General features: G+C 66.3%; 5 protein-coding genes and 1 pseudogene. 1 reads left to right on the top strand and 5 read right to left on the bottom strand.

Features of this window, described 5'->3' with window-relative positions; genetic code table 11:
- Positions 1-540 (bottom strand): annotated as a pseudogene (locus tag QZT59_RS15110) (hypothetical protein); the annotation flags it as partial.
- 383 nt (positions 541-923) lie between these two features.
- Complete coding sequence (locus QZT59_RS15105; RefSeq protein ID WP_290818241.1) at positions 924-1,562, bottom strand: hypothetical protein; 639 nt, start codon at positions 1,560-1,562, stop codon at positions 924-926.
- A gap of 320 nt (positions 1,563-1,882) precedes the next feature.
- Between QZT59_RS15105 and QZT59_RS15100 the strand changes: the two genes are divergently transcribed.
- Positions 1,883-2,989 (top strand): DUF4352 domain-containing protein, encoded by a 1,107-nt coding sequence (locus QZT59_RS15100; RefSeq protein WP_290818238.1) that lies wholly within the window; start codon positions 1,883-1,885, stop codon positions 2,987-2,989.
- Positions 2,990-3,286: 297 nt separating this feature from the next.
- On the opposite strand, the gene QZT59_RS15095 is transcribed toward QZT59_RS15100, so the two are convergent.
- The 3 genes from QZT59_RS15095 to QZT59_RS15085 all read right to left on the bottom strand — a co-directional run.
- The gene (locus QZT59_RS15095) at positions 3,287-3,463 is read right to left on the bottom strand and encodes a hypothetical protein (RefSeq protein WP_290818235.1); all 177 of its coding nucleotides are present in this window, start codon (positions 3,461-3,463) and stop codon (positions 3,287-3,289) included.
- 618 nt (positions 3,464-4,081) lie between these two features.
- The gene (locus QZT59_RS15090) at positions 4,082-7,387 is read right to left on the bottom strand and encodes a PAS domain S-box protein (RefSeq protein WP_290818232.1); all 3,306 of its coding nucleotides are present in this window, start codon (positions 7,385-7,387) and stop codon (positions 4,082-4,084) included.
- Positions 7,388-7,618: 231 nt separating this feature from the next.
- Positions 7,619-8,260 (bottom strand): hypothetical protein (locus tag QZT59_RS15085; protein WP_290818231.1); only part of this gene is annotated, 642 nt, incomplete at its 5' end.

The following is an 8,260-nucleotide window of genomic DNA, read 5'->3' as shown; positions in this document are numbered from 1 at the left end:
GGACTCGCTGTGCGTGCTGTCGCTCGCACTGTCACTCTCGTCGGACTCGCTGAGATCGCTGTCGAGGTCGCTCTCGCTCTCGTCGATCTGGACGTCCGCGTCGTCGATCGCGCTCTCGCTGAGGTCGCTCGAACTGTCGCTGACGTCGCTGACGTCGCGCTCGCTGGAGCTGTCGCGCTGCTCGTCGCGGTCGTTGAGCTCGGACTCGCTCCGGTCCATGTCGCGATCGCTGTCGCTGTTGCTGTCGCTCTCGCTGACGTCGGCGTCGGTCTCGCTGACGTCGCTCGAGCTGTCGCTGTCGCTGTCGCTCTCGCTGACGTCGCTCTCACTCGCGTGCTCGCGGTGATCGCTACTACTGCGTTCGCGCTCGCTACTGCTCTCGCTGTCACTCTCGTCGGACTCCTCGATCGAGTCCGTCGTTTCCTCACTGATTTCGCTTTCTTCACATCGGTCGTCGGCCTGTGAGAGGCCGACTTGACCGGAACTGGCTGCGGCTGCACCGCCAGCCCCGATCGTGATGGCCAAGACCAAGATGGCCACCAATGTGAGAACGCTGAACTCTCGTATCATTAGTTTGAAACCTAGGCGACTAGGTTGGTCACTCCTCCGCTAGGGGGGTTCAAAAAGAGCGGACGAAGCCCGGGGAAGGACGGGGTGGGATCGACGGGGATGAACGCGGTCGAGTACCGAAGGTGGACGGATAGACAACGTCGCCGCCGTCGATTGGACACGCCTCGCCTCGAACGGCCGAGTGGACACGCCTCGCCTCGAACGGCCGAGGGAGGTCTCGAGCGTCCGAGGCGGGGTCTCGAACGGCGGACGTGTGATCTCGGGCGATCGACCGAGAAACGCCAGTTCCGGTCCCCGCATCGTCGACGAGCCCCGTGACACCGACGACGTCGTCCACGTGCGGGTCCACGGGGTTAGTCGGTCGTCTCCGCCACGACGCGGACTTCGTCACCGTCGCCGTTCATGGCGTCCTCGACCGGCCCGACGCCGTTCAGCACGTACTCCTGGGGATCGACCGGTTCGCCGTTCACGGTCACGGAGACGGTGGTGTTCGGGTCGTCGTCGTGGTACTCCACGCCGTCCACGACGAGGCTCTCTTCGGTCACCACCATCCCGAGCGAGGAGAGCGCGTACTCGACCGTCACGTCCTCGCAGTGGGTGTGCCAGACCTCGGCGTTGTCGGCGGCGTGGAAGTGGAAACACTCGTCACGGAACGTGTACCGAGGATCGTCGAAATCGACGGTCTCGCCGTCGTGTTCGACCACGATCGTGCCGTGTTCGTGAACCGGATTGTCGGCATCGGGCTGGACGACCGCGGAGGGGCCGTCGGCGCCGAACCCGACGAACAGTACGACGTAGCCGACGAGGAACAGGGCGAGAAGCACTCCAGCACCCGCGTAGAGCACGTAATTTCGCTCCGCCGGGTCGTCGGCGGGTTCCCCCACGCGTCGTCGGTCGATGGGGGATAGTTCCTCCCCGTGGGCTCGTCGCAGGTGGTCCGCGTACTCGCTTTCGCGTACGGACTCGTCGCAGTAATTGCACGATCTCGTCATCAGTTACCGTGGACACGCCGCGTGTCCTGATGAAGGCGAGTCGAAGAACCGGAGTCGAGTCGCCCCGTTTCTTCGCCGTTCGCGCGGAGGCCGCCCCGACCGATCGACCGATACGTCCACCCCGACCGATCGACCGATACGTCCGCCGCGATCGATCGACGGGTCCAGCGCGAGCGCTCGTCGCCGCCAGATTTTCGACGCCGGCGCGACGGGTTCCCGACGTCGACGGCTTCGCTATCGTCCCGATCGCGCCGACGTTCTCGCCGAAGATTCGCCGATCTTCACCCGGTGTATACCCTCGCTCGTGACGAGAAGCCCGTATGACCGGTATCGACCGCCGAACGTTTCTGGCGATCACCGTCGCGGGGACGATCGTCGTCGCGGGCTGTGTGAGCGAGGAGTCCGACGGCGAATCCGAGACCGCTGCGGCCGACGGGGGGTCAACCGAGGCGCTGGCCGTCGAAGCGGACGATGGCGGTGCGGTCTCGAACGAGAGTGCACCCGGTGACGACGATTCCGATGCCGGGAACGGCGATGACGACGGGGGAAGCGACGACGCGGACGACGGCTCCGAAGCGCCAACGGAATTCGCGGTCGGCGAACTCGTCGAACGCGACGGGTGGGTAGCGGTCGTTCGCGACGTCCACAGAACCTCCGAGCCGTCGGATCTCCGTACGGCCGCGGACCGGGACGAAGCGGACGAGGGAGACGAGTTCCTCGTCGTCGAATTCGTCGTGAAGAACGCCGCGGGGGAACCGTCGGACGTCGAGGAGTCGATCGAGGTCGCGGTCCGTGACGAGGCCGATCGAACCTACTCGCGACTCGAGGAATCCGAGGCCGTCGCGTCGATCGCCCGACTCGCCCCGGGAGAAGTAGATCGGGCGGAGATCGCGTTCGAGATCCCCGACGATCTCGCCGACCTCTGGCTCTCGATCGAGGGCGCTCCGAACGCCGATCCGGACGAGGGTGCGATCGTCGTCGACCTCGAACGGGAAGCGGACGAGATCGCCGACCTCGAACAGGACCTCGACGTCGACGTCCGCGGCTTCGGCGAGTCCGTCGAGGCGGACGGCGTGACGGTCACGGTCACCAGCCTCGAGCAGGGAAACAACCTCGGCGGATTCCTGCAGGCCGAGGAGGGCGGCGACGTGGTGGTGGTCGGCGTCGAAATCGCGAACGAAAGCGGTCGCGAGCTTTCCACCGAACCGGGCCAACTGCAGCTCAAAGACGCGACCGGGCGGCGCCACCTCAGGACCCTCGACCGGATCGGCGCGCTCGATCGGTTCGAATTCGATTCGATCGAGAACGGGGAGCGTACCGACGGCAAACTCGCGTACGACCTCGACGGTGACGTCTCCGAACTGTACTGGGTGTTCGATTTCGCGCCCTGGGGCGGCGACGAACGAGCATTCTGGAAGCTTCGGTGACGGGTTCACTCAGCGACGGAACTCGCCGGTCGCCGCCGCGGATCCTGAATGTCAAAGATGTTCGGATCCCGGATGCCAATCGTAGCCGAATCGCGCCTTTACGCCTGGATTCGGGTTCGTTTCGGCGACACTTTCGTGCGGAGCGTACCGTGCTGGTGCCGTACACGCCGTCGGCCGTACGGTCGGAAACACGGTCGGTCCGCCCACGCGGGTCGCGCCCGGCTTTCGGTCGAGGATCGCACGGCGGTCACAGGACGAGGATCGCGCGGCGGTCACAGGACGAGGATCGCGCGGCGGTCACAGCCGGGCGCTGCCGACTCGCATCTCGTGATCCTCGTCGGACTCGTACGTCGCCATGATGAGGCCGACGACTTCGGGGTTCGAGGGTTCGTATCCCAGTTGCTCTTCCATCGTTCGCTTGATCTCTTCGAATCGGTCGCTCTTCGAGCCGTACAGTTTGATGTGTGAGGTCATGATGGGGAATCTGTCGTTGTACCGCGTCGACCGCGTGCCGACGATACGTCGGGACCGGCCGAGGATGACGGCGACGCCGAGCGAACGGACGATCGGTCCGCTCCTCGCCGTCGACGGTCACCGAGGGCGACTCGAACGAGCACATCGTGAGGGGTCCCGTACCGACCGACGGTCGAATACGATCGGCCCCGCCGACCGACCATCGACTTCGACCGACCGCCGACTTCGACCGGGTGAGGCTGATCCACGTGTGCTCTCCATCCGAGTCGCCAGCGGCCGTACGTTGTACCCTGAACGGGGAGAAACGTCCCCCTATGTAGTTGCGAGGAGGCGAACCGAGGTGTTTGGGTCCGATTCGCAAGGAGATCGTGCCGGACCGCTTCACCGAGCGCGGGCGTCGACCGGGTGGTCGAGGGTCGCCGGAGGCGGGCTTCCTCGACCGAGCGGGCGGTCGGCGACCGTGCGCAGCGAGAGCGATCGCTTCCGGATCGTGCGCGCGAATACACTCTCCCCCGGATCGGACGTATCGAGGGCATTCGCCCCCTGATCGGACGTACCGACGTATCTCGACCAGCTTCCGTCCGTGACGTTGACCGCGCCCGAGTTCCGACCGAATCGTCAGTCGGTTCGATCCTGCAGATACGCCGACAGGAGGTGCCAGATCCCCTTGCGGAGGTGCTGGTGAAGCGTCGAGGACGAGACGCCCATCGACTCCGCGAGCTCCTCGGCCGTGATCTCTCGAGGCCAGTCGTAGTACCCCGAGAAGAACGCCGACTCGATCGCGGCCCGCTGTTTCTCGGTGAGCCGGTCGGCGACGGCGTCGCGAAACTCCTCGGCCGTGTGGATCGACCGCTCGCGATCCCGCTTCGACCGGAGATCGACGGTCGAGAACGCCGCTTCGAACCGATCGACGATCTCGCGGACGTTCGCGGACTGCGGCGCTTCCACGACCAGCCGACCGACGCCGTCCTCGGCCACCGCGGACCGGAAGACGGCGCCGGCATCCAGCGCCATCTCGACGGGAGATTCCGACGCGACCGTCTGGAGGACGAACCCGTCGCCACGCTCGGCGACCGCCGTCGCCTCTTCGACGTGATCGAAGGAGGCGGCGAGGTCTAGGACGGCCGCCGGCTCCGCGCCCGAGATCGTGTGGTAGTGCATGACTTTGCCGCCCTCGAGGGGGACCGACCGCTGGAACCGGGCCGTACAGTCGAGTTCCGCCGTCACCTGCAGGTAGAACACACGCGGGTCGGCGACCTCGAACTCGAGTTCGACGATCGAATCGGACAGCAAAATGTGCCTGTTCTCGATCGCGCTGATGGCGAAGCCGGTGACCTCGCCGAGCAACTCGAAGCCGCCGATCGCGTTCTCGCCGAACACGTCCTCGGCGGCTCCGTGGACCACCAGCACCCCGTACACACGATCGCCGTAAGTGATCGGAACCGCCGCCGTCGCTTCTATCCCGTCGACCCGTTCGTCCGTCTCGCCTTCGCCGTCCGTTCCCGCGAGTCGGTACTGACGGAGCACCTGGACCGCTCCCGTCTCTATCGCCCGCTCGGCCGTGCCGTTCGCGACGCTCTTGAGGGGCATCTCGGCGATCGCCTCGAGGTCGTCGTCGGCGATGCCGGTGCCGGCCCGCGGCACGATCCGGCCGGTGGACACCTCGGCGTCGCCGATCCAGGCGCTGGTGTACAGCTCCGACTCCGCGAGGGTCTCACAGATCGTCGCCTCCAGCTCGGGGCGGGTCGTCGCCTCGACGAGGTGTTTCTCGATCAGCTGGACGAGCGAGTTGATCCGGTGGAGCGTCTCCAGCTGATCGTGCTGCTGGCGCAGCTCGCGTTCGTGCGCTTCGAGCAGGCGAACCCGTTCGGCCCGTTCGATCGCCGTTCTGACGTTGACCGACAGCATCTCGAGGAGACGCACGTCGCGGTCGTCGACCTCGTCGTCGGTGAGGACGACGCTCACGACGCCGTCCGATCCGATCGGAACGTGCACGCTCGGATACTCGACGGCCGGCGATCGCTCGAACTCGACGTCGGGAACGACGGTCGAGACGGTCTCCTCCCGCCGGAAGGCGTGGCCCGCCAGCGTGGCTTCGAGATCGTACGCCGTGTGGCTCTCGAGGAGCGCTTCGGCGCCGTCCGTCAACGCGACCGGTTCGAGCCGCGCCGTCTCCCGATCGAAGAGGCGAACGCAGGCGACCTCGAAGTCGAAGACGTTCTCGACGGCGCACGCCGCGGTCCGGGCGATCTCTTCGCGAGTGTCGGCTCGCATCAGATCGCGAGCGACCTCGTTCAGGCGTTCGAGCTGACGTTCCTGTGCTTTTCGGTCGGTGACGTCCCGGACCACGCAGACGATCCCGTCGCGGCCGAGCGTGCTCAGCGATACGCCCGCCGGGAAGGTCGTACCGTCCGTGCGTTTTCCGATCGTTTCGCCCCGCCACCGGCCCCGCTCGACGACGATCGGGACGACCTCGGACTCGAGCCGGTCGACCGCTTCCGACGCGTAGCGTCGTTTCCACGACGTTCCGACGAGCTGGTCCGGGTCCTCGTACCCGAACAGCTCCGCCAGGGCGTCGTTCGCGTACGTGAAGGTGCCGTTCGAATCGGTGATGCCGATCCCGTCGGTCGCGGCATCCATCGCCGCCGAGCGGTGGCGAAGTTCGCGCTCTCGATCGACGTGTTCGAACGCCGTCCGGGTGGTCCGGGCGAGGATCTCGACGAGCTCTCGGTGGCCGGGGTCGATGTCTCCGGCCGTCGGCGAACCGACCGTCAGCAGCCCGTACGGACCGAGCGGGACCACGAGCCGCGCGGCGAGGGACATCTCTGGATGTGCCGGCGCCTCGACGTCGTCGTACCGCTCGATCAGTCTCGGCTCCCCGCTCCGGAAGATCTCCATCTCGATCGTCTCCCGCGTGATCGGGCCCATCGCGGTGATCCCGGGCCCGCTCGAGCGCGCGGACGCTCCCTCGCTCGCGGCCAACGGCCGAAGGACGCCGACGTCGCGTTCGTACCCCCATACCGCGGTAAGCGACCGGTCGAACACCGTCTGGACGACGTCGACGACGACGTCGGCGATCTCGACGTCCGTTTCGGCGATCATCAACCGTCGACTGGATTCGTCGAGCGCCGCCAACTGTCGTTCGTAATCGCTTCGGGCCGTCACGTCGCGGACGGCCGCGATCACGACGGGCTCCTCGTACAGGTCGAGGCGAGTGGCTGAACAGTCGGTCGTCACTGGCTCGCCGTCACTGCACTCCCACGTCAGGTCGTCGAGCTGGCCGGTCCCCTCCTCCAGAACCCGGTTCGCGAACTCGTACACGCGGTCGAGTTCGTACCCGAGGACGCCGGAGGGTCCGAGCGAGACGAGGTCCTCGGCGGCGTAGCCGAGCAGCTCACAAAACTGGGCGTTACACTCGACGATCTCGTCCGAGTTTGGGTCGAACACGACGGCTCCGTCCGGTACGCACTCCAGGACCTCCCGGAGCCGTCGTTCCGCCGGGACCCGCCGATCGTCGCTTCGCGTCGTCGCGACCGAGCGCTCTCCGTTCTCGTCCGAAGGGACCGATCGCAGCGTCACCGAGTAAAATCGTCGATCGTCGTACGACGTTTCGCTCACCGAGAGCCGAACGGGAACGTCGTCCCCGTCGTCGTCGACGAGCGTCGTAACCGGCCCGGGTCGGTCCCGGGGCGTCTCGATCGCCTCGCGGCGAATCTGTGCCATCGCCGACGGTTGCGCGTCGGGTACGAGCCGATCGATCGAGCGCTCGAGGAGCTCGGCCGGCGCGTATCCCAGCAGCCCCTCGACCGCCGGATTCGCGAAGACGATCGTCCCGGATTCGTCGACCGAGAGGACGGCGTCCGGCAGCGTGGCCAGTACCTCCTTCGCGAACGGATCGTCCACACGGGGCGATGCGCTACCCATATTAGCCGGCCGTACGACCGCACGAGGGATAAAGCATAGTGTGGATTACATTTATACCAAGAACTTCGAGTCTCCCGTGGCCTGGTACGTTAATCTCCGTACTTGCTTCGACGAGGGATTCGTCTCCGACCGTTCGCGTCGACTCGCCGGCCTATCGGCCGTCTCGCAACCGGGCGCCGGTTGCGCCGACGTAGGGTTCGGTTCCCGAAGGCGAACCGCCGATCGAGCCTCTCACTCCTCGTCTTCCGAGGCCGCCTCCTCGCTTTCCTCGGAAGTCTCGTCGGCTTCCGAGTCCTCCCCTTCGCTTTCCACGGCCGTCGGATCGTCGTTTTCTGCGTCCGCTTCTGACTCCTCGTCCTCGCCCGTTTCTTCGACGTCCCCGTCGTCGGCCTCCCCCTCGCCATCCTCCGTTCCGTCGGAGTCGTCTGCGCCCGATGGCTCCTCGTTCGTTTCGAACGTGTCCCGGATCAGCCCGAGATAGTCTCCCCAGTCGATCGCTTCGTCCAGGTACGCCTCGACCCACTCTGTCTCGATCGTGAAGAAGTCGAGATACCTGTCTTCGGCTGGATCTCGGCTGGTCGCGTAGAGGCGGTCGGTCGGAAGCCCGTCGAGGACGGCGTCGATGTACGCATCCCCGACGACCTCGATCTCGACCCTCACGTCCTCGGCCGATCCCCCCGACGCGTCGTAAACGACGTCGAAGACCTCCTCGACGCGCTCCGCGAACACCGGCTCGACGCCCGATTCCACCAGGGAGGCGACGAATCGATCGACGATCTCCCCCTCCGTCAGTTCTCCCGGCGCCGACGACTGTTCGCTCCCATCCGTTTCGTCGTCTCCGGTCGTCTCGTCGTCTCCGGTCGTCTCGTCGTC

It is taken from the genome of Halovivax sp., assembly GCA_007119345.1.
Classification (GTDB): Archaea; Halobacteriota; Halobacteria; order Halobacteriales; family Natrialbaceae; genus Halovivax.
The sequence above is the reverse complement of the archived record's forward strand: the minus strand, read 5'-3'. Positions and strand labels throughout refer to the sequence as shown.